This is a genomic window from Flavobacterium haoranii (assembly GCF_009363055.1).
GTDB lineage: Bacteria > Bacteroidota > Bacteroidia > Flavobacteriales > Flavobacteriaceae > Flavobacterium > Flavobacterium haoranii.
Genome location: NZ_CP045292.1, coordinates 1,091,619 through 1,112,872 on the forward strand (window position 1 = coordinate 1,091,619; position 21,254 = coordinate 1,112,872).

General features: G+C 31.9%; 15 protein-coding genes, 1 tRNA gene and 2 pseudogenes. 6 read left to right on the plus strand and 12 right to left on the minus strand.

Features of this window, described 5'->3' with window-relative positions; translation table 11 throughout:
- Positions 1–6: 6 nt before the first annotated feature.
- Positions 7–1,716, plus strand: a complete 1,710-nt coding sequence (locus GCU34_RS05380; protein ID WP_072785664.1) for a M14 family zinc carboxypeptidase — start codon at positions 7–9, stop codon at positions 1,714–1,716.
- A 53-nt stretch (positions 1,717–1,769) separates the two neighbouring features.
- Here the strand turns inward: GCU34_RS05380 and GCU34_RS05385 are convergent, their stop codons facing one another.
- The 6 genes and pseudogenes from GCU34_RS05385 to GCU34_RS05405 form a co-directional block, all read right to left on the minus strand.
- Entirely contained in the window at positions 1,770–3,044 is a 1,275-nt protein-coding gene (locus tag GCU34_RS05385) for a TolC family protein (RefSeq protein WP_227658740.1), read from the minus strand.
- The gene (locus tag GCU34_RS13865) at positions 3,014–3,205 is read right to left on the minus strand and encodes a hypothetical protein (RefSeq protein ID WP_227658741.1); all 192 of its coding nucleotides are present in this window, start codon (positions 3,203–3,205) and stop codon (positions 3,014–3,016) included. The genes GCU34_RS05385 and GCU34_RS13865 overlap by 31 nt, the downstream gene beginning before the upstream one ends.
- A pseudogene (locus GCU34_RS05390) lies at positions 3,192–6,388 on the minus strand (efflux RND transporter permease subunit). The gene GCU34_RS13865 and the pseudogene GCU34_RS05390 overlap by 14 nt, the downstream one beginning before the upstream one ends.
- 21 nt (positions 6,389–6,409) lie before the next feature.
- Entirely contained in the window at positions 6,410–7,498 is a 1,089-nt protein-coding gene (locus GCU34_RS05395) for an efflux RND transporter periplasmic adaptor subunit (protein WP_072785668.1), read from the minus strand.
- A gap of 140 nt (positions 7,499–7,638) precedes the next feature.
- Positions 7,639–8,055, minus strand: coding sequence for a hypothetical protein (locus GCU34_RS05400; RefSeq protein WP_143146239.1), 417 nt, complete (start codon positions 8,053–8,055; stop codon positions 7,639–7,641).
- 76 nt (positions 8,056–8,131) lie between these two features.
- Positions 8,132–8,731, minus strand: coding sequence for an NUDIX hydrolase (locus tag GCU34_RS05405; protein WP_072785671.1), 600 nt, complete (start codon positions 8,729–8,731; stop codon positions 8,132–8,134).
- A gap of 7 nt (positions 8,732–8,738) precedes the next feature.
- Here GCU34_RS05405 and pyrE point away from each other — a divergent pair, with 7 nt between their 5' ends.
- The 3 genes from pyrE to GCU34_RS05420 all read left to right on the plus strand — a co-directional run bounded on the left by pyrE (position 8,739) and on the right by GCU34_RS05420 (position 10,594).
- Positions 8,739–9,389, plus strand: coding sequence for an orotate phosphoribosyltransferase (gene pyrE, locus GCU34_RS05410; protein ID WP_072785672.1), 651 nt, complete (start codon positions 8,739–8,741; stop codon positions 9,387–9,389).
- A 13-nt stretch (positions 9,390–9,402) separates the two neighbouring features.
- Positions 9,403–9,795, plus strand: coding sequence for an orotate phosphoribosyltransferase (locus GCU34_RS05415; RefSeq protein ID WP_072785674.1), 393 nt, complete (start codon positions 9,403–9,405; stop codon positions 9,793–9,795).
- Positions 9,796–9,859: 64 nt separating this feature from the next.
- A complete protein-coding gene (locus GCU34_RS05420; RefSeq protein WP_072785676.1) occupies positions 9,860–10,594 on the plus strand; it encodes a sulfite exporter TauE/SafE family protein in 735 nt (244 codons plus the stop codon).
- A gap of 32 nt (positions 10,595–10,626) precedes the next feature.
- Here the strand turns inward: GCU34_RS05420 and GCU34_RS05425 are convergent.
- From GCU34_RS05425 to GCU34_RS05440, 4 genes are all read right to left on the minus strand, one after another.
- Positions 10,627–10,702 (minus strand) — tRNA-His (locus GCU34_RS05425).
- Between the two features lie 86 nt (positions 10,703–10,788).
- Complete coding sequence (bshB1, locus tag GCU34_RS05430; protein WP_072785678.1) at positions 10,789–11,508, minus strand: bacillithiol biosynthesis deacetylase BshB1; 720 nt, start codon at positions 11,506–11,508, stop codon at positions 10,789–10,791.
- Complete coding sequence (locus tag GCU34_RS05435; protein WP_152378375.1) at positions 11,501–12,562, minus strand: isochorismate synthase; 1,062 nt, start codon at positions 12,560–12,562, stop codon at positions 11,501–11,503. The genes bshB1 and GCU34_RS05435 overlap by 8 nt, the downstream gene beginning before the upstream one ends.
- 1 nt (position 12,563) lies before the next feature.
- Positions 12,564–12,986 carry a PaaI family thioesterase gene (locus GCU34_RS05440; protein WP_143146240.1) on the minus strand — a complete coding sequence of 141 codons (423 nt, stop codon included), beginning with the start codon at positions 12,984–12,986 and terminating at the stop codon, positions 12,564–12,566.
- Between the two features lie 110 nt (positions 12,987–13,096).
- Here GCU34_RS05440 and GCU34_RS05445 point away from each other — a divergent pair, with 110 nt between their 5' ends.
- Both GCU34_RS05445 and purL read left to right on the plus strand, forming a co-directional pair.
- On the plus strand, positions 13,097–14,686 hold the full coding sequence (locus GCU34_RS05445) for a hypothetical protein (protein WP_072785683.1): 1,590 nt from the start codon (positions 13,097–13,099) through the stop codon (positions 14,684–14,686).
- 76 nt (positions 14,687–14,762) lie between these two features.
- Positions 14,763–18,539, plus strand: a complete 3,777-nt coding sequence (gene purL / locus GCU34_RS05450; RefSeq protein ID WP_072785685.1) for a phosphoribosylformylglycinamidine synthase — start codon at positions 14,763–14,765, stop codon at positions 18,537–18,539.
- Positions 18,540–18,593: 54 nt separating this feature from the next.
- On the opposite strand, the gene GCU34_RS05455 is transcribed toward purL, so the two are convergent.
- Both GCU34_RS05455 and GCU34_RS05460 read right to left on the minus strand, forming a co-directional pair.
- Positions 18,594–19,166: a dual specificity protein phosphatase family protein gene (locus GCU34_RS05455; RefSeq protein ID WP_072785687.1), complete on the minus strand. Its 573-nt coding sequence runs from the start codon at positions 19,164–19,166 to the stop codon at positions 18,594–18,596.
- Positions 19,160–21,093, minus strand: a pseudogene (locus GCU34_RS05460) (LTA synthase family protein). The gene GCU34_RS05455 and the pseudogene GCU34_RS05460 overlap by 7 nt, the downstream one beginning before the upstream one ends.
- Between the last annotated feature and the right edge of the window lie 161 nt (positions 21,094–21,254).

Sequence of the window (21,254 nt, forward strand, 5' to 3'; positions counted from 1 at the left end):
TTTTTTATGCGAAATTTATCAATACTATTCGTTTTTTGTGTCCAATTTATTACAGCTCAAAACCTAAAAACACCTTTCGAATTAGGCAACGGAAATCAATCGACAACCTATGCAGAATGTATATCATTTTATGAAAAATTAGATCATCAATTCGAAACGATACTGATGCAAAAAATGGGGTTGACAGATAGCGGCGAACCGTTACATATTATTAGTTTTTCTTCAGATAAGAACTTTGATTACAACTCAAATAAAGCAGTCATTTTGGTCAACAACGGAATTCATCCTGGCGAGCCAGATGGAATTGACGCTACCATGATGTTCATGCGAGATTTAGCGACCAATAAAATTAAAGTCCCAAAAAATACAATTGTAGTGGCAATTCCTGTGTATAATATTGGCGGAATGTTAAATAGAAATTCGCATTCACGCGCTAATCAAAACGGACCAGAAGCATACGGATTTAGAGGAAATGCTCGCAATTATGATTTAAATCGAGATTTCATTAAATCGGATTCAAAAAACTCTAGAAGTTTCCAAGAAATTTTCCAATTGGTAAATCCAGATATGTTTATCGATAATCACGTTTCAAACGGTGCCGATTATCAATATACTTTTACTTGTATTGCCACTCAGCATCAGCGCTTAGGTGGAAAATTAGGCGAATTCTATAAAAACGAAATGCATCCTGCAATTATGCAAAAACTGAAGCAAAAAAATATTGAAAGTGTTCCTTATGTTAACATTCATGGCGATATGCCCGACAACGGATTTGCACAATTTATGGATACTCCTCGTTATGCTACTGGTTATACAACTCTTTTCAATTCCTTAGGTTCTGTTCCAGAAACGCATATGTTAAAACCTTTTAAAGATCGTGTAAAAGTTACTTACGAATATATGGTAGAAACAATAAATTATGTAGACCAAAACGTTTCAAAAATTAAGGCTTTAAAAAATCAAAACTTAGAAAATTATAAAGCAGGAATGCAATATCCTTTAAAATGGGAAATAGATTCTGCAAAAGTTTCTTACATCGATTTTATGGGTTATAAAGGTGGTTATAAACCAAGTGATGTTTCAGGAAAACAACGATTATATTACGATAAAAAACAACCTTTTACCAAGAAAATTCCGTTTTATAATGATTATAAAGCAACAAAAGAAGTTACAATTCCGAGTTTTTATGTTATTCCACAATCACAATGGCCCGTTATTGAGCTATTAAAACTGAATAAAATTGAAATACAACCATTAGCTCAAGATACTGAAATTGAAGTAGAAAGTTATAAAATTGCTTCATATGAAACGACTAAACATCCTTATGAAGGTCATTACGGACATTATAATACTTCGGTTTCAAAATCAACCCAAAAAATTAAGTTTAGAAAAGGAGATTTCATGGTTACAACCAATCAAAAAGGTGTAAAATTTTTATTGGAAACACTAGAACCTGAAGCTGTTGACAGTTATTTTAATTGGAACTTTTTTGATCCAATTTTACAACAAAAAGAATATTTTTCAGCTTATGTTTTTGAAGATTTGGCGAAAGAATTATTAGATAAAAACCCTGATTTAAAGACTGAATTTGAAACTAAAAAACAAAACGATACAAAATTTTCTGAAAATGCTGAGGCACAACTCGATTGGATTTATAGTCATTCAGAATATTATGAAAAAGCACATTTGCAGTATCCTATCTACAGAGTTTTATAAAAAAGAAAAGCCATTGCAAATTGCAATGGCCTTTCAAAAAAAAACCTAAAAAATTAATTCCAGCCACCGCCTAAAGCGCGATACAAATTAATAGTAGCAATCATTTGATCTCTACGAGTATCAATTAATGCTGTTTTTGCTTCTAATACATCACGTTGCGTTAACAAAACTTCCATATAATCAGCACGAGCCGATTGGAATAATTGATTTGCAATTTCTACAGATGCATCTAAAGAACTAACTTGATCATTCTTTAATTGGTAGTTGTTCTGTAAATTATCTATTTTAGACAATTGATTAACTACCTCAATATAAGCGTTTAATAACGTTTGTTCATATTCGTATGCTGCTTGAACTTGTTTAGCATTTGCATTTTTATAGGTTGCTTTAATAGCATTTCTATTTACCAATGGCATTAATGCTTCACCAGCAACAGAGTACAATAATGATGCTGGAGATTCTAATAAAAACTCAGGATTGAAAGCTTCAAAACCTACACCAGCTTTTAGACCTAAAGAAGGATAAAAATTTGCTTTTGCTACTTTGATATTCAATTTTGCAGCTTGCATTTCTAATTCTGCTTTTCTTACATCTGGTCTATTTTCTAATAATTGAGATGGTAAACCTGAGTTAACAAACTTAGGTTGTGTGTTCATAAAATTATCAGATGTTCTTATTACAGCTTGTGGAGTTCTACCTACTAAAAAGTTAATTCTGTTTTCAGTTTCTACAATTTCTTGCTTTAAACTATACATTTCACTTTTATTCTTTTGAACTTCAGCTTCAAATCGTTTTACTGCTAATGAAGTGGTCCTTGCAGATTCCTTTAGCAGTTTTACAATTTCTAATGCATTGGTTTGAATAGCTATATTTTGTTCTAAATTTTTTAATTGGTTATCTAGAGCAACTAATTCATAATAAGATGAAGCAATTTCGGCTACTAAGTTAGTTACTAAGAAATTTTTTCCTTCTTGAGATGCCATATATTCCATTACTGCAACTTTTTTTGCATTGCGTAATTTTTTCCAAATATCTAGTTCCCAATTACTATAAAGTCCATATTGATAATTTGTAAGAGGTTCAGGAAAAGCTTTTCCATCTCTAATTGGAAGATTTTTCTCAACTGCTCCGTTACGTGTAAACTCACCTACTTTATCAACATCTGCACCAAGTCCAAGATTTACACTTGGTAAATACTCACCTTTTCTAGCTTGAATTTCATTTGCAGCCATATTAACCTTCTGCATTAAAATATTAAGCTCTTTATTGTTTACTAAAGCTGAATCGATTAATTGATTTAAGTTCGCATCATCAAAAAATCTTTCCATTTAAGTTGCGCAACACTAGTGGAATCCACAGAGTTATTTGCATAACTCGATGGTAAATTCACACTATTTTCTTTTGTAGTTACTTTAGGTATTCCACAAGAATACACTAGAACTACAAAAGCACTCGCTAGTATTCCTTTGATTATATCAGTGGTTTTCATCTGTCTTTTCTTCTTTATTCTTAACTTCATTATACTTGTAATCTTCCGTTAAAGGAGTAAAATCTTCATGTTTAATTAGTTTTCTACCTTCAGCTAGTTTACCAAAAATGTAATATAAACCAGGTATTAATAAAACTCCGAAAATAGTACCAAACAACATTCCTCCTAATGCAGAAGTACCAATTGTTCTGTTACCAATTGCACCAGCTCCTGTAGCTTTTACTAGCGGAATTAATCCGGCGATAAATGCGAACGAAGTCATTAAAATTGGACGGAAACGTACTTTTGCACCTTCAATAGCCGCATCTAAAATCGACATTCCTTGTTGGTTTTTCTGGACGGCATACTCGACAATTAACACGGCATTCTTACCGAGTAATCCCACGAGCATTACAAGTCCAACCTGAGCATAAATATCATTTGCTAAACCAAATAATTTTAACAATAAGAACGTTCCAAAAATACCAGCTGGCAACGATAGTACTACAGCAAACGGTAAAATGAAACTTTCATATTGGGCAGCTAATACAAAGTATACGAAAATTAATACAATAATAAAGATTACAATAGCTTCATTTCCTCTTCTTGCTTCATCGAAAGTTAAACCTTCCCAATCAATGTCGTAACCTGTCGGTAAATGAGTATCAGCAACTTCTTTAATTGCAGTAATAGCATCAGCAGTTGTGTAACCTTTTGCTGGTACTGCTCTAATTGCAGCCGAATTATACAAGTTATAACGTGTAATCTCATTTGGCCCTTGACGTTTTTTAAGTTTCATGAATGCTGAGTAAGGAACCATTTCTCCTTTATCATTTTTTACATAATAGCTTAACAAATCGCTTGCGTATCTTCTATATTGTGGATCGGCTTGAACATACACTTTAAAGAAGTTATTGAAACGAATAAATCCTTGTTCGTATGTACTACCAATTAGAATATTAAGGTTCTCCATAGCATCACCAATTGAAACACCTTTTTGCATTGCTGCTTGGTTATCAATTTCAATTTCATATTGAGGATAATTTGCCGCATAGAATGTAAATAAACCTGTTAACTCTTTACGTTTACCAAGTTCGTTCATAAAATCTTTATTGATTTTATCGAAAGCATGATAATCTTCGCCATTTGTTTTATCTAACATACGTAAAGAAATACCTCCAGCTGCACCATAACCTGGTACTGCAGGTGGCTCGAAATACTCAATTACAGCACCAAAGTCTTTAGATTTTTCTTCTAATTCTTCAATAATTTCAGTAACTGAATGATGACGGTGTTCCCAACTTTTTAAGTTAATTAAACATGTACCGGCATTTGAACCACGACCTTCTGTTAATACCTCATAACCTGCTAATGAAGAAACTGATTGAATTCCATCAATTTTTTCTGCTAAACCTTGTAATTTACGAGCAACTGCATTTGTAGCTTCTAATGTTGTTCCTGGAGGTGTTTGAATGATGGCATAAATCATCCCTTGATCCTCACTTGGAATAAATCCGGCTGGTAATGTTTTATCTATAAAGAATGTTCCAAAAGCAAATCCTCCTAAAACTAAAACTGTAACTAATCTTCTACTTACAATTTTGGTTAAAATATTTGTGTATCTACCTGTTAACTTCTCGAACCATCTATTAAAAGCGTCAATAAAAATATTGATAGGTGATTTCTTTCTTGGTTTACCATGATTGTTTTTCAAAATCATAGCACACAATACTGGTGTTAACGTTAATGCTACAACCCCAGATAATACAATTGACGAAGCCATGGTAATGGAGAACTGTCGATAGAAAACCCCAACAGGTCCAGACATAAAGGCTACTGGTATAAATACCGATGTCATTAATAACGTAATGGCTACTACTGCTCCACCAATTTCACCTAATACTCTTTGTACAGCCTTATACGGTCCAATGTGATCTTCTTCCATCTTGAGGTGGACGGCTTCTACCACAACTATGGCGTCATCCACAACAACTCCAATCGCTAATACTAGGGCAAAAAGGGTAATTAAGTTGATTGTTAAACCAAACATTTTCATAAAAATGAAAGCTCCAATTAACGAAATAGGTACGGCAATAATTGGGATTAATGTTGAACGCCAATCTCCTAAGAAAATAAATACTACTAAAGCAACTAATACGAATGCTTCACCTAAAGTGTGTACCACTTTATCTATAGAAGCATCTAAGAAAGTAGAAACGTCATAACTTACTTCATATTCCATTCCTGGAGGGAAAGACGTTTTAAGTTCTTCCATTTTATCTTTTACTCTATCAATTACATCACTCGCATTACTTCCATAAACTTGTTTTAACTGAATAGCTGCAGAAGGATGTCCGTCTTTATTTGAATAGATATCAAAGAATTCACTACCAAAAGCTACTTTACCAATATCTTTTAGTTTTATAATTTCACCATCGGAGCTAGCTCTGATAATGATGTCTTCATACTGTTCTGGTTTATTATAACGACCTTGGTAAACCAATACATATTCTAATGATTGTGCTTTAATACCGGTTGCTTGTCCTAAACGTCCTGGCCTACCAATGATACTTTGCTCTGCCATGGCTTCCATCACTTCATCGATAGAAACTTTATAAGCTCGCATTCTATCTGGATTTAACCATACACGCATAGCATAGTTACGGTTACCTAAGATTTGAGCTTGAGAAATACCATTAATACGCTGAATTTCAGGAATAATATTTACGTTTGCGTAGTTATAAAGGAATTTTTCATCGGCATGTTTATCGTTACTGTATAAGTTAATATACATCAACATACTTGGCTGTACAACATTTACAATAACCCCTCTAACTGAACTAAGTGTGGTAAATTATTAATTACCTTATCTACACGGTTTTTAACGTTAACAACTGCTTGATTTGGATCGGTTCCTAATTCGAAAATAATTTGAATAGTTGCCTCACCAGCACTGGTTGCATCGGAAACCATATATTTCATTCCAGGAACACCATTAATAGAACGTTCTAGTGGAATTAAAGCAGATTTTACTAATACATCTGCACTTGCTCCAGGATAAGCTAAAGTTACAATTACCCTTGGCGGTGCAATTTCTGGGAACTGAGAAATAGGCAATGTTTTGATTGATAACATTCCTAAGAATACAATAATGAGCGACACAACGATCGCCATTACTGGTCGTTTGATAAAATTCTTAAACATAATTTTTTCTTTTTATGTTAATTATTCAGCATAAAGCTCTAAAGAAGACAATACTTTTTCAGGTTTCTGGAAATCAACTTCAATTTTTTCTCCATTTTTAACCTTACGTATTCCCTCTAAAAGAATTCTATCATTAGGTGTTAAACCTTTAGTAACAATAAAAAGATAAGGAAGTTCCTCTTTAGCAATTGTAATTTCTTTTTGGTGTACTACATTATTTTTATCTACAACAAAAACAAATTTTTTATCTAATACTTCAAAAGTTGCTTTTTGAGGAATTAAAATTGCATTTTTATATGGATTTTTAACTATAACATTACCTGTTTCCCCGTGTCTTAATAATCTATCAGGATTATCAAACGTTGCTCTAAATGCAATGTTACCAGTTTCGTTATCAAATTCTCCTTCAATTGTTTCTACAATTCCTTCATGATTAAAGAATTGACCATTAGCCATCTCTAAATCTACTTTTAAAGGTTCATTTTTAGCTTTACTTATCATGTAAGTTAAATATTCCGCTTCTGGAACATTAAAATAAACCCACATTTTGCTATTATCTGAAAGTGTTGTTAATAATTCACCTTCTTCTAATAAACTTCCTTCTCTTACATGTAAATGGTCCATAATTCCAGCAAATGGAGCATTAATATTTGTAAAACCTAAATGTGTTTGAGATAATCTAACCTCTGAATTTGCTTTTTCTAATTTTGCTTTAGCTAAAGCTAATTCGTTTTGAGATACAACATTTTTATCTGCAAGTAATTTTGTGTTTTTATATTCAATTGCTGCAGTTTGAGCTTCAGCTTGAGCAATTTGTAACTCAGACTCATATACATTCGGCATAATTTTAAACATGGGCTGACCTAATTTTACCGCTTGTCCTTCATCTACAAATATTTTTTGTAAATAACCTCTTTCTAAAGCTCTTAATTCGATATGACGAATTGAATGTATTTGAGATACATATTTTCTTGAAATTAATGTATCTTTTTGTATTGGACTTGTTACTAAGAATTTAGCAATTTCTTCTTTTTCTTCTTTTTTAGATTGGCAGCTTGTTAAAACTATAACAGAACACAAGCTAAGAAGCATAAAAAATCTTTTAGCCATAATATTTTTTAATTAATTTTTTAAGTTTGATTTATTTTGTGTACACAAACAAATGCATACAAATATGCTTGTCTCATTTTAGAATTTAAAAATGACTACAAACAAAAAAACGATGACAAATTAATGCCGTCTAAAATAAATCAAAGCCTAAACACTCTAAAAGCGATATAGAGTGCATCTAAAGAAGAATAGTAATTGAAGTGACTTCTACTAGGTAGAACATCATGTTTTAAAGTCTTTAAATTGTTTAAAAACGAATAACCAGCTAAGAAGTGAGAATAGAAATTAAAATATTCTACTTGAAATATTTCGCTCTCACTTTGTTCAGAATCTTCTCCTTCATTTTCACCATCTTGATCATTAGACTCCGATTGAAATTTAATAATTAAATTGTGATTTGAACTAAAAGATCGTTTTTGAGGTCCGTTTTGTGTTGAGCTATTGATACTAATTAAATCTCTAATAATATAGTTAGCTCCTGTTGTGTAAAACAAAAAGTTTACACACAACAAAGTAATGCATAACGATAATAGATATTTAAAGTTCTCTTTTCTCATTTTCAGGACAAAAGTAGATAAAGAATAGATATACGCAAATTAATTTTTGCTTAAAGTATTGTTAAAGGTTAAAATTTTACTCGCAATTCTCTAATTCAAACAACAATTTAATGTTTTCATAAGAGTTTTCAAGTATCGATTCTATTTCCGATGGTTTAATCCATGCTACTTTTTCTATTCCCTCTTCAATTTGACCTTCAGGAGTGCCATCAAAATTTGTTTGCATTTCAAACCAATAGGTTTGTTTTAACTTATAACGACCATTTCGTTTAAAAACATGATACGTTTTAGTAAGTTTTTTTACAATTTTTAATCCGTTAACACCAGTTTCTTCCTCAACTTCACGCATGGCAGTCTCTTCCATTGTTTCTTTTTTCTCTGTGCCTCCTTTAGGTAAATCCCACTTTCCGTTTCTGAAAATAAAAAGTACTTCTCCTTTCTTGTTAAAAACTAATCCACCACCTGCTTTAACAACTGGAATTTTAGCTTTTAATGTTTTCATAATCAGCTTTTCATCAGGATGATACAAAAATGCCTTTTGTATTTTATTTTGAAACATTTTAACTATAAGCTTCTTAATATCAACACTTTCTAGTAGAAAAAGTTGAAAATCAGTTTCCTTTTGAACCTCATTGGTCAAAAAAAGTGGTTTATCGTTGACAAAAACTTTATACATTTGTATTATGATTTTTGATAACAACACAGCAGAAAAAACAGCCGAATTGCTTTTACAAATAAACGCAATTAAATTAAATTCTAAAAATCCTTTTACATGGGCTTCGGGCTGGAAGTCACCAATTTATTGTGATAATCGCATAATCCTTTCATTTCCAGCGGTTAGAAATTTTGTTCGCGAAGCATTTGCAAAGCACATTGAAGAAAAATTTGGTAAACCAGATGTCATTGCTGGTGTAGCAACTGGCGCAATTGGAATTGGTATACTTGTTGCAGAATACATGGGATTACCTTTTGTTTATGTACGTCCTGAGCCTAAAAAGCATGGTCGTCAAAATCAAGTAGAAGGTTTTTTACAAAAAGGTCAAAATGTAGTAGTTGTTGAAGATTTAATTAGTACTGGTGGAAGTAGTTTACTTGCAGTTGAAGCTTTAAGAAACGAAGGTGCAGTTGTAAAAGGAATGGCGGCGATTTTTACTTATGGATTTGATATTTCTGAAACGCGCTTTAAAGATGCTAATTTAGAAGTATTTACTTTAAGTAATTACACTACTCTATTAAAACAGGCTGTTGTAAAAAAATATATTTCTGAAAGTGAATTGCTAACGATAGAAGATTGGGGTAAAAATCCTTCAGAATGGAATGTTGAAGTTAATTAATAATACACTATAAATGAATTTAGAAAGTCCAAAAGTAACCGTAGAAAAATCGGCTGAATATATTTTTAATGCATTAACTGATATTAAAAATTTTGAAAAACTAATGCCAGAAAATATTGCTAAATTTGAAGTAATTGATGAAAATTGTTTTGAATTTGGTTTAAAAGGAATGCCTGAAATTAAATTGGTAAAAAAAGAAGCAATCCCTAATGATAAAATTGTTTTAGGAGCCGCATCTAGCAAATTACCATTTACTTTAACTGGAAACTTAAATGAAGTTGAAGCAGGTAAAACTGAAGTTCAATTATTATTTGAAGGTGACTTTAACCCTATGATGGCAATGATGGTTAAAGGTCCAATTGGTAAGTTTATTGAAACACTTGCTAATAACATGAATAAATTATAATTTTTTTTTACTTTTATAAACGAACTCCTGTTTTACAGGAGTTTTTTATTTTAAAAACAATCTTATGTTCCAAAAAGTTAGCATTCTATTTCTATTTTTGTCGTTATTAGCGGAAATTATTGGTACAGTTGGAGGATTTGGTTCTTCAGTATTTTTTGTGCCTATTGCTAACTTCTTTTTCGATTTTCAATCTGTATTAGGACTAACTGCATTGTTTCATGTTTCTAGTAATTTGAGTAAAATTGCGCTTTTTAGAAAAGGTTTAGATAAAAAATTGTTACTCACTATTGGTATACCTTCAGTCATATTTGTAATTATTGGCGGACTTCTAACTAACTATGTAAATACATTGGTACTAGAAATTGCATTAGGTATCTTTTTAGTAGCTTTTAGTTTATTATTTCTAATTAAAAAAGATTTAGTTATAAATCCAGAACCAAGAGAATCTATTATTGGCGGAGCAATTTCGGGTTTTAGTGCAGGTTTATTAGGAACTGGTGGTGCGATAAGAGGAATTACTATGGCAGCATTTGATTTAGAAAAAAGTGTTTTTATTGCAACCTCAGCAGCGATTGATTTTTCGATTGATGCTACTAGAACTATAGTATATTTTGAAAACGGCTTTATTCACACACACGATTTAATTTATGTTCCGTTTTTGATTATTATAAGTTGGATTGGGACTTATATAGGGAAATACATCTTACAATTTATTCCTCAAAATAAATTTAAGCAAATTGCTTTGTTTCTAATTCTGGGAATTGGTTTACTGATGCTTATTAAAAGTATTATAAAATAAAAAGCTCAGATAAATCTGAGCTTTAATTTTTAGGGTGAAAGACGGGTCTCGAACCCGCGACCTTCGGAACCACAATCCGACGCTCTAACCAACTGAGCTACAATCACCGTTTGTTATACAAAACAGTATTATTCCGTTTTGCGAGTGCAAATATAGATGTTTCCTACAATCTAACAAAGATTTTTTTTGTTTTTTTACTTCAAATCTGCTAAACTATTGACAGCCAAATATCTTTCAGCAGTAAAACCTTCTGCAAAATCTACTCCAACTAACCTTCCTAGGTCTTGTGCACGATAAGTAATACTGTCTAAAAAGTTTTTAGAAGTAATTGGAGTTGCTGGTTCATTAGAATTTGGAATATAAAATTGAGATCCATAAGCAAGAACAGCTTCCATCTTTTTATCCATAAAATCTGAAACATCTACCACAAAATCAGGTTTAATGTTTTGCCATTGAATATAATGATAGACTACTTTTGGACGCCAAGCTGCTTGTTTTTCGTTATTCAATTCGGTTTCAATTTTTGTTAAACCCGATAAAAAACAAGCATCGCTAACCAATTTACTTCCTTTTCCATGATCTATGTGGCGGTCTTGTATTGCGTTACATAAAACAATTTCTGGTTGGTATTTGCGAAGCATTTTAATAATTTCTAGTTGATGCTTTTCATCGTTTGCAAAAAATCCATCTCTAAATTGTAAATTTTCTCTAACAGAAACACCTAATATTTTTGCAGCAGCGGCTGCTTCCTTGTCTCTAATTTCTGCAGAACCTCTTGTTCCTAATTCGCCACGAGTTAAATCGATAATCCCAACTTTTTTACCTTGAGCAATTTCTTTAGCTAATGTTCCGCTACACCCTAATTCTACATCATCGGGATGTGCTCCAAAAGCTAAAATATCTAACTTATTCATTATAATATTTTTTTATCGTTTCCGATTTATTTACTGTTTCTATAAATTCTAATTCTGGGTTGCTATCTTCCGTTATACCACAACCAATGAAAATCTTAGCAACTTGATCTTCAATTTTACAACATCTTAAATTTACAAACAAATCTGTATCAGTTGTATGCTTTTCGTTTATTTTAAAATTCCATTCTCCTAAAAATCCAGCATAAAAATCTCTAGCATAACCTTCATTCTTTATAATGAAATCTCTAGCATAATCTTTTGGGAAACCGCAAACTGCTGGTGTTGGATGTAAAACTTGAACAACTTTATCTTTGTGGTTATTATCTTTTAAAATAGCTTTTATATCAGTTTTAATATGTAATAATTTACCTGCTTGATAAGTGTAAGGTTCAGACAAAGTTAATTTATCTACAAAAGGTTCTAGGCTTTCACTAATAAAATTAGTTACCAATTGTTGCTCAATTTTTTCCTTTTCTCCCCACTCTTTTTCTAATTCATTTATTGTTTTAGTACCCGCAAGTGCAACTGTAGAAATTTCGTTATTATTAACTTTTAAAAGTTGTTCAGGAGTTGCGCCTAACCACATTCCTATTTCAGGATGAAAAAAGCAATATTTAAAAGCTGTAGGATACAAATAAACCATTCTTTTAAAAGATTTTTCTACATCAAAATCTTTAAGCTCGAATTTTTCACATCGAGAGGCTACAATTTTTGAGCAGGAACCACTTCTAATCTCTTTAACAAATAGACTCACTAAATTTTCAAAATCAGTTTTTGCTTCTTGCGTAAATGATTGTTCAAACTCGTTATATTGAACTTCCTTAATTGTATTTTCAACTGAAATCAACTCCGATTCAGCAATTGGAATAATATAATTTACATCGTTATAAAAAGACGCAAAAACAAAACCTGAACTATTTTCACTTTCTAATTCATGTAACGTATCATTTTGTTGAAACAAACCATTTGAAACGTGATCATTTGGTTTAGAATAAATTACAAAAGGAAGATTTTGCTCAAGTTGTGAATATAATTTAGAAAATAATTCGGTCATTTTATCTTCTTCTTGGTAATACCATATTCGTTAACTTACAAAGCGAAATTAAAGCTCCTTGTTCGTCAACAATTCTAATTTCCCACAAATGAATACTTTTTCCTTTATGAATAACTTTTGCAGTAGCATAAACAGTTCCTTCTCTTTTACTTTTCAAATGATTGGCACTAATTTCTATACCTCTCACTTCAGTAACTTCAGGGTTTATAAACATAATTGATGCGGCACTACCAACACTTTCTGCTAAAGCAACACTAGCACCACCATGTAAAAGCCCCATTGGTTGATGTACTCTAGGATTTACAGGCATTTTTGCCGTTAGAAAATCTTCACCAGCATCTATAAATTCAATTTCTAATGTTTCCATTAATGTATTCTCAGAAAGCTTTGCACAAAGCTTCAAAAAAGCATCTTTATCAAACATGATTATTTTTTTTGTAAAATTACTATTTTCTGCTCGAAAGAAATAAACTAAAACTTACAATATTTCGTTATGTAAAAAATAGTAGTATTTTTACCTAAAAAAGATTCTAAATGAAACATTATATCATTGCCTTTTTAACCATATTTACCATATTAACTACATCTTGTCGAAATGATTTTGATTTTGAGCCTAATGTTGGCAACCTTAAATTTTCTAGAGACACTATTTATTTAGATACCGTTTTTACAACAATTGGGTCCAGTACTTATACTTTAAAAGTTTATAATAAATCAGATAAAAACATTTCTATTCCTAATTTACGACTTGGTAAAGGTGAAAGTTCAAAATACAGACTAATGGTTGATGGAATGCCAGGAAAAGTTTTTGAAAACGTTGAACTTTTGGCAAAAGACAGCATGTTTATTTTTATTGAAGTAACAGCCGATGTTGCTGATGCAAATCCGGGAGACTTCCTTTATACTGATCAAATACAATTTGGAAATAATTCTGAATTTCAAACAGTTGAATTAGTTACTTTAATTCAAGATGCCTATTTTATTTTTCCGCAAAGAACTTTAAATCCTGATGACACTTATACTTATGAATCTTTAACACTAGGTCTTGACGAAGAAGGAAACCCTATTACGATCCAAGGGCAGTTTTTAGATTCAGCTGATCCTGATAATGGTAATGAATTACATTGGACCAATGAAAAACCCTATGTAATTTATGGCTATACTGCAGTACCTCCTAATGAAACTTTGGTTGTTGATGCTGGCGCTCGCATTCATTTTCATGCCGAATCGGGTTTGATTGTCGCAAACAATGCTTCTTTACATGTTGAAGGAGATTATTCAACAACAGAAGCATTAGAAAATGAAGTTATTTTTGAAGGAGATCGTTTAGAACCAAGTTTTTCTGACGTTCCAGGTCAATGGGGAACTATATGGTTTACTCAAGGTAGTACAAATAATATCATTTCTAATTTAACAATCAAAAACGCAACAGTAGGAATGTTAATTGAAGGAAATGATGGAACTACATCTCCAACAATTGATATGAAAAATGTTCAAATTTACGATTGTTCCAATGTAGGCGTTTTGGCAAGAACAGGAAATATTGTTGGAAAAAATATGGTTGTAAACAATTGTGGTCAGGCAAGTATTGCTTGTACATTAGGCGGAAGTTACGATTTTACACATTGTACTTTTGCAAACTATTGGCCAATTCCTAAACAATATTGCGTTGTAATTAACGATTATTTAGAAACTTCAGATCAAACAATTGTAGAACCATTAGTAAAAGCAGATTTTAAAAATTGTATTTTATATGGTTCACCAAATTTATCTTTATCTATAGACAAACAAGGAAATGGACCTGATATAAACGATCCAAACTTCAATTATTCTTTTGACAGTAGTTTGATAAAATTTGTTGATTTGTCACATATATACAGTTCACATCCCTTATATCAATTTACTGGAGCTAATTATACAAATTGTTTAATTGCAACGAATTCAACAAATAATAGACCCGACTTCAAAGACCCAAATAATAATGAATTAATCATTGGTGAAGATTCTTCTGCAAGAGGTTTAGCAAATAGTTCTTATGCTACATTTAATGATATACTAAACAATCAACGTAATTCAACAGTTGGTTTCGACAGTGGAGCATATAATTGGATAATATTTGAATAGAATAAAATATTACTTTGAACTTCTGTTTTTTTGAGATAAATTTGCATTTTCAACAACACACTAACTTATACATACAATGATTCATTTCTTCGGAAACCAATCCAATGTAGTTTATGCGGTACAATCGCAAAACGAATTATCGACTGAAGATATCAACAAATTAAACTGGTTATTCAACTCGCAACTAGACAACATTTACACGAAAATAAATACTAAAGAGGCATCGCTTGATGCTTTTTTTGTTGGACCTCGTGCCGCAATGGTTACACCTTGGAGTACCAATGCTGTTGAAATAACTCAAAATATGGGGATTTCTGGAATTATTCGAATTGAAGAATTCCAAAAAGTGGATAGTGCTTTTACTGATTTCGATCCGATGTTATCACAAAAGTATTCTGAACTAAATCAAGAAATTTATACAATCAATATTCAACCAGAACCAATTTTAGAAATTGAAGATATTGATGCTTATAACCAACAAGAAGGTTTAGCACTTAGTGCTGAAGAAGTTGAATACTTACATAACTTATCAAACAAAATTGGAAGAAAATTAACAGATTCTGAAATCTTTGCTTTCTCACAAGCGAATTCAGAACACTGTCGTCACAAAATTTTCAACGGAACGTTTGTTATTGATGGTGAAGAAAAACCAACTTCCTTATTCAAATTAATCAAGAAAACATCGGAGACGCATCCAAACGATATTGTTTCGGCTTATAAAGATAACGTAGCTTTTGTAAAAGGTCCGAAAGCTACACAATTTGCTCCAAAAAGCGCTGACAAACCCGATTTTTATCAAGAAAAAGAGTTTGACTCGGTTTTATCATTAAAAGCGGAAACACACAACTTCCCTACTACGGTTGAGCCTTTCAATGGTGCTGCAACAGGTTCTGGTGGTGAAATTCGTGACCGTTTAGCTGGTGGACAAGGTTCGTTGCCATTAGCGGGAACTGCTGTTTACATGACTTCATACTCAAGACTTGAAGAAACTCGTCCTTGGGAAAAAGGCATGGAAGAAAGAAAATGGTTGTACCAAACACCAATGGATATCTTAATCAAAGCTTCGAATGGTGCTTCTGATTTCGGCAACAAATTTGGGCAACCGTTAATTACAGGTTCTGTTTTAACTTTCGAACATGAAGAAGAAGCTCGCAAATTAGGTTTCGATAAAGTAATCATGTTAGCAGGTGGTGTTGGATATGGAAAATTAGATCAAGCGATAAAACACGAACCTAAAGAAGGCGATAAAATCGTTATTCTAGGTGGTGAAAATTATAGAATTGGTATGGGTGGAGCTGCGGTTTCATCTGCAGATACTGGAGCTTTTGGTTCTGGAATTGAATTAAATGCGATTCAACGTTCGAATCCTGAAATGCAAAAACGTGCTGCTAATGCTATTCGTGGTTTAGTGGAAAGTGATAACAATCCTATTGTTTCAATTCACGATCACGGTGCAGGTGGACACTTAAACTGTTTATCTGAATTAGTGGAAGCTACTGGAGGTTTAATCGATTTAGACAAATTACCAGTTGGTGACCCAACGCTTTCGGCTAAAGAAATTATTGGTAACGAATCGCAAGAAAGAATGGGATTGGTTATTGGTGAAAAAGATATCGATACCTTACAAAGGATAGCTGAAAGAGAGCGTTCTCCAATGTACACTGTTGGTGATGTTACTAACGACCATAGATTTACATTTGTAACCCGCAATGAAAAATATTTTTTACCAAAAGACGAGCGGGTTCTTGACTTCCAAAATTCAAATAATACTGAGGAAAAATCGAAAACTACTGGGGCAAAACCAATGGATTATGCTTTAGAAGATTTCTTCGGAAGTTCTCCAAAAACCATTATGAACGACAAAAATGTAGCTCGTAATTATGCAAATCCTGATTATTCGATTTCAGAAATTCCAAATTACTTAAACCAAGTTTTACAGTTAGAAGCGGTTGCTTGTAAAGATTGGTTAACGAATAAAGTAGACCGTTGTGTGGGTGGTCGCGTTGCAAAACAACAATGTGCTGGACCGTTACAATTGCCTTTAAATAACGTAGGTGTAATGGCATTAGACTTCAAAGGAAAAGAAGGAATTGCTACGACTATCGGACACTCACCTGTATCAGCTATTGTTGATCCAGTTGCGGGTTCTAAAAATTCAATTGGTGAAGCCTTATCGAACTTAGTTTGGGCACCATTAAAAGATGGTTTACAATCGGTTTCGTTATCAGCAAACTGGATGTGGGCTTGTAAAAATGAAGGTGAAGATGCTCGTTTATACGATGCAGTTCAAGGTTGTTCGGAATTTGCTATTGAATTAGGAATCAATATTCCAACTGGAAAAGATTCGTTATCCATGAAACAAAAATATCCAAACGATGAAGTAATTGCTCCGGGAACGGTTATTATTTCAGCTATTGGAAATTGTTCAAATATTACAAAAGTAGTAGAGCCAGTTTTAAAAAGAAATGGTGGTAATATCTACTACATAAACTTATCACAAGATTCTTTTAAATTAGGTGGAAGTTCATTCTATCAAATTTTAAATAAAGTGGGTTCTGAAGTTCCAACCGTTAAAAATGCTGATTATTTCAAAAAAGCGTTCAATACGTTACAAGATTTAATCAAAGAAAGAAAAATTAAGGCTGGACACGATATTGGAAGTGGTGGTTTAATCACAACTTTATTAGAAATGTCTTTTGCTGAAGTTGGTGTAGGTGCCAACTACGATTTATCTGTTTTAGGAGAATCGGATTCTGCAAAAGCGTTATTTAATGAAAATATTGCTGTTGTTTTCCAAGCAGATGCTGAAGTTGAAGCCGTTTTCAAAGCAAACGGAATTGAAATATTCAATATTGGTTCGGTTGTAGAAGGTGATTTCGTTTCTATAAAAAATGGAAATGACAACTTCAATTTCTCAGTTACTGAAACGAGAGATACTTGGTACAAAACATCGTATTTATTAGATACAAAACAATCTCGTAATGGTATGGCAGAAGCGCGTTATGCGAACTATAAAAACCAACCATTAGAATTTACTTTCCCTGCTAACTTTGATGGTACCCTTCGACAAGCTCAGGGTGACGTTGCTCCTATTGGTTCTAGACCAAAAGCAGCTATTATTCGTGAAAAAGGAAGTAATTCGGAACGCGAAATGGCAAATGCTATGTATTTAGCTGGATTTGATGTAAAAGACGTTCACATGACGGATTTAATTTCAGGTCGTGAAACATTAGAAGATATTCAGTTTATTGGTGCTGTTGGTGGATTCTCTAACTCTGACGTTTTAGGTTCTGCTAAAGGTTGGGCTGGTGCTTTCTTATACAATGAAAAAGCCAATACTGCATTGAAAAACTTCTTCAAAAGAGAAGATACACTTTCTGTTGGAATTTGTAATGGATGTCAGTTACTAATGGAATTAGAATTGATAAATCCAGAGCATGAAGTTCATGGAAAAATGCACCACAATACTTCAAATAAACACGAAAGCGGATTTACTTCAGTAAAAATTCAAAAGAATAATTCTGTAATGCTATCTTCTTTAGAAGGATTAACGTTAGGCGTTTGGATTTCACATGGAGAAGGTAAATTCAAATTACCTTATGCTGAAGATAAATATAACATTGTAGCAAAATATGCTTATGAAGGTTATCCTGCAAATCCTAATGGTTCTGATTTCAATACAGCTATGATGTGTGATACAACAGGAAGACATTTAGTAATGATGCCACATATTGAACGTTCAACTTTCCCTTGGAACTGGGCAAATTATCCAGAACGCGGACAAAAAGACGAAGTTTCACCATGGTTAGAAGCATTTGTAAATGCCAGAAAATGGATTGAAAATCAAAAATAATTAAACAAAAGAGCCATTCGTTCGAATGGCTTTTTTTATATTTTAAATTAAAATTTATTTCACAGAATCTTTTCTTGAAATATACGAATGAAGAAAATCTCCTTTTGGTTTTCCTAAATCAAATGAAGACCATTTTGTTAAGAAACGAGTTGAAGTACGCGCTTCATCTCTATCCATTCCTTCATATTCTATTCTGTAAATTGCTGAATACATTTCTGCTCTACCTACTCCGTGATAACAATGAATTAAAACAGGATAATTGGTAGAATCATCCATAATCTTGAAGAAGTAATCTAAATTGTGTTTCTTTGGTACTTGATCAGAACCGTTATTATAGTAATTAACACCAGGAATTTTAGCAATTGCTTCCTTTTCTGCGATCAATTCTTCAGGAACTTCAGGATTGTTTTCTAAATCTCCAGTTCCAGGAAAACGTAAATCAACAACACTTTTAATGTTATTTTCTTTGATGTAAGCTTCTAACTCGTCTGGAGGAATAACTCCCGATTTATAAACTTTTCCTTCTGTAATTGTTTCAAAATTGTGGTTAATATGCATATCATACACATATTTTCCCCCGAAAATAGCTCCTGCAACTAGTACTGCTATTAAAATTTTTTTTACCATGGTTTATCTAATTTTTGGTCAATTATTTTTTCCATATAATCTTGAACAAATGCTTTACAAGCTTCACCTACTTTCTCCATCTCAGGAGTTTTTTTGTCAATTAAATTATGTTCAAGCCCTTTATCTTTTATATCGTAATAACCCGTTATGTTTTTACCATCAAAATTACAAATATAATTCCCCATTTGTAATTGATAACCTCCACTATTATAACTAATAACAAATGGTTTTATTTCATAATCTCCAACTAAACTTCTTCCCCAACTTCTAAATGGCTGTTTATAACCAATTAAATCCATAATTGTTGGATAGATATCAATTTGTTGCGCTAATTCTTTATGTACTCCTACTAAATCACTATTAGGTTTGAAGATTAAAATTGGAACGGCATCGCGATTCAATACTTTTTTATATTCGTCGTAATATTTTAAATTACCATGATCAGCAGTTATAATAAAAATTGTATTGTTATACCAAGGCATTTTTTTAGCTTCTTCGAAAAACTTTTTAAATGCATAATCAGTATAACCTACACATTTATGAATAGCAATATCGCCTGCAGGAAACTTATCCTTGTACTTTTCAGGAACTGTGTAAGGTTCGTGAGAAGATACTGTAAAAATGGTGCTAAAAAATGGCGCTTTCTTTTTGTCTAGAGTTTCTTTCATAAAATGGAAAAAAGGTTCATCCCAAATTCCCCAAGAACCATCAAACTCATCATCATTGTTAAACTCAGTTTTACCATAATAATGATCAAATCCTAAAATATTTGAAAAACCTAAAAATCCCATTGAACCATTTGGCGCTCCGTGGAAAAAAGATGTATCATAACCCAATTCGTTCAAAATTGAAACAATAGATTGAATTTTTTGTTTCGGATAAGGCGATGATGTAAACGCATCTTTAAAAGATGGAATTCCACTTAAAACAGAAGACATTCCGTGAATTGATTTTCTTCCATTTGCATAAGCATTCGTATAAATTAAACTATGCTGTGCTAGAGAATCAATAAACGGTGTATATCCTTTGTAGTTTGGAATATTCATATCTTTATTAAAAGAACCTAAATATTCTCTTCCGTAGCTTTCTGTAATAAACAAAACAATATTTGGTCTCGATTCAGGAAAATTAGCATATTGCTTTTTGGGTTTAAAATATTGATTAACCAAAGTAGAATCTACTAAATTTATTTTTTTAAAACTCGTTTGATTAATTGTTCTAATAATTGAAAACGGAGTATTTAATACTATATCAGCATGTTGTGGTTGTTTAACATGTCGATTCGCATCAATCATATTAATTGGTCGCGTACTTTTTTTAAAATCGCCTCTAATGCCACCAACAACTAATAATCCTGCGATAACAAATCCAATTGCAGAAAAAGAAAAATATTTTACTTTAGAACTTGGAACTTGCTCTTTTACTTTTACTTTTTTGTATAGATATATCCACGCAAAAGCACAAACAACAAAAGCTAAATAAACATGCCAATAGCTTACTAAGAATCTAAAAAACATATTTGCTTTATTAGTTTCATTTTCTAGAACACTATAAACAGCTACGGTTGTTCTTGAAAAATATACTTGTAATATATAAAATCAATGAAGTTTGTAGCAAAAGCAATTAAGTTTAAAGTAAAATACACATAGGTTAAGAATTTTTGATAACCTTTACTAGTGTTGTACCAAATAGGAATTATGGAAAGTACAATAAATAAACTATTTGCATATAAAATAGCCGCAGTATCAAAAGCTAATCCATAGTACGCCAGTTCAAAAAACTCACCTATCGAATTTACTTTTAAAAGACTATAATTGTATATAAAAAATAAAACTCTAACTATAAAGTAAAAAACGTAAGCTAAAAGTAATCGATACAATAAAACAGAATATTCTTGAAATCGAAATATCTTATTGAATTTGTTCATGTTGCAATTTTGAACGACAAAAATACAAAATCTAATAGTTTAAAAATTGTTAAATAATTTTTATAAAATATTATGCATGCATAATATTCAGAAAATCAACACAATAGCTTAAAAATCAAGGTTTTTCAAATAAGAAGATGCTAAAAAATGTCCTAAATATT